The 1,488-nt window shown below is 61.6% G+C and carries 2 protein-coding genes and 1 pseudogene; 2 read left to right on the top strand and 1 reads right to left on the bottom strand.

Annotated elements, in window-relative coordinates:
- Positions 1–142: VIT1/CCC1 transporter family protein (locus tag EN935_RS42490; protein ID WP_348629923.1), on the top strand; the 142-nt coding region annotated here is incomplete at its 5' end.
- A gap of 172 nt (positions 143–314) precedes the next feature.
- On the opposite strand, the gene EN935_RS35645 is transcribed toward EN935_RS42490, so the two are convergent.
- Positions 315–959, bottom strand: coding sequence for an SDR family oxidoreductase (locus tag EN935_RS35645; protein ID WP_245951995.1), 645 nt, complete (start codon positions 957–959; stop codon positions 315–317).
- On the opposite strand from EN935_RS35645, the pseudogene EN935_RS35640 reads away from it, so the two are divergent.
- Positions 924–1,488, top strand: a pseudogene (locus EN935_RS35640) (LysR substrate-binding domain-containing protein); the annotation flags it as partial. The gene EN935_RS35645 and the pseudogene EN935_RS35640 sit on opposite strands and share 36 nt — an antisense overlap.

Genomic DNA, 1,488 nt, shown 5'->3' with positions numbered 1-1,488 from the left:
GTTCCTGGCAGTGCTGGGTGCCATTGGCGCGAAAGCCGGCGGTGCCAATGTGTTAAGAGCAACTGTTCGCGTTACCTTCTGGGGGGCGCTAGCAATGGCGCTGACCGCCGGCATTGGCGCCGTCGTCGGTACTGCCATCTGATTCATTCGCCTGACGAATCGTTTTCCGAATTGCCGCAGGCAAAAGGCGCAAGAAAAAACTTCGCGACCCACGTTGATCGGGACTAGTGCGGTTTGCTAGATCGTCCGTAGAGCGGTGACGGTACTTTTCGAAGTTCCCGTCGGTCAGCCGCTTCCCGCGACCCGGCGCGATTTCAGATGGCCGAGAAGCCACCGTCGACAGACAACTCCACCCCATTCACGAAACTCGAATCGTCTGAAGCAAGAAACAGCGCGACCGCCGCAATTTCCTCAGGACGCCCCATCTTTCCCCGCGGGATCAGGGATTCGAACATCTGCTTCGCCTCCTCGGTGAGAACTTGGTCCTGCATCGGTGTGGCGATCGGCCCTGGGTGCAGGACGTTCACCCGGATATTCCTGCCCTTGAGTTCGTTGAGCCACCCGCGTGCGAATGCGAGCAACGTCGCCTTGCTCGCCGCATACACGCTGTAACCAGGAAAACCTTTGATCGAAGCAACTGACCCGGTCATGAAGATCGATCCGCCATCGTTGAACAGCGGCAACGCCTTCTGAACCGTAAACAGCGTGCCGCGCGCATTCAGGTTGAAGGCCGCATCGAAGTGCTGCTCGGTAATCTCGCCCAGTGGGACGGCTTCGCCCGTGCCAGCGCTTGCGTACAGGATGTCGATCTTGCCCTTTTCCCGCTTGACTGTATCGAACAGGCGGTCGAGGTCGTCGAGATTGGACGCGTCGCCGCGAACGCCGGTCACGTTCCGGCCGATCAGCTTGACGGCCTCGTCCAGCTCGAGCTCGCGAACCAGATGGAAGCGTCGTCGCATTTGCTGGAGACGCGCGTCTTCGGTCGCGACCAGAGCGTGCGCGGGCTTTTGCGGGTGACGCTGGCACCGACCCTTGCGACACACCTGCTCATGCCGGACTTCGCCGATTTCGCGCGTCTGCATCCCGACATCGAGATGGAAATCCTGTCGTCCGGCGAGCTGGCAAATCTGACCAACCGAGGGGCCGACGTCGCGATCCGCGTCGTCTACGACCGCAAAACCCTGCCGCTCAATCTTCACGGCCTGAAGGGACCGGAGCTGTTCGGCGGCGTCTACATGTCCCGGGATCGACTGGCCGCATGGCGTGCGGGCGCGCCTGATCCCATCCGGTGGATCGTCATAAGCGCTCATGGCATTCCGGATTGGGCCAGCGAGGGTGAGGTTCGCACCACGAGGGGTCCATTCAGGACCACGGACGGCGAGGCGCAGATCGTTGCTGTACGGCAAGGGCTCGGGATGACGACACTGCCGTGCTTCATTGGCGATGCCGACCCCCTACTGGTGAGGGTGCCGGGCACCGAGCTGCACA

The sequence above is a fragment of the Mesorhizobium sp. M7D.F.Ca.US.004.03.1.1 genome (assembly GCF_003998635.1).
Classification (GTDB): domain Bacteria; phylum Pseudomonadota; class Alphaproteobacteria; order Rhizobiales; family Rhizobiaceae; genus Mesorhizobium; species Mesorhizobium loti.
Note: the sequence above shows the minus strand (reverse complement) of the source record. Positions and strands in the feature narration are given on the sequence as shown.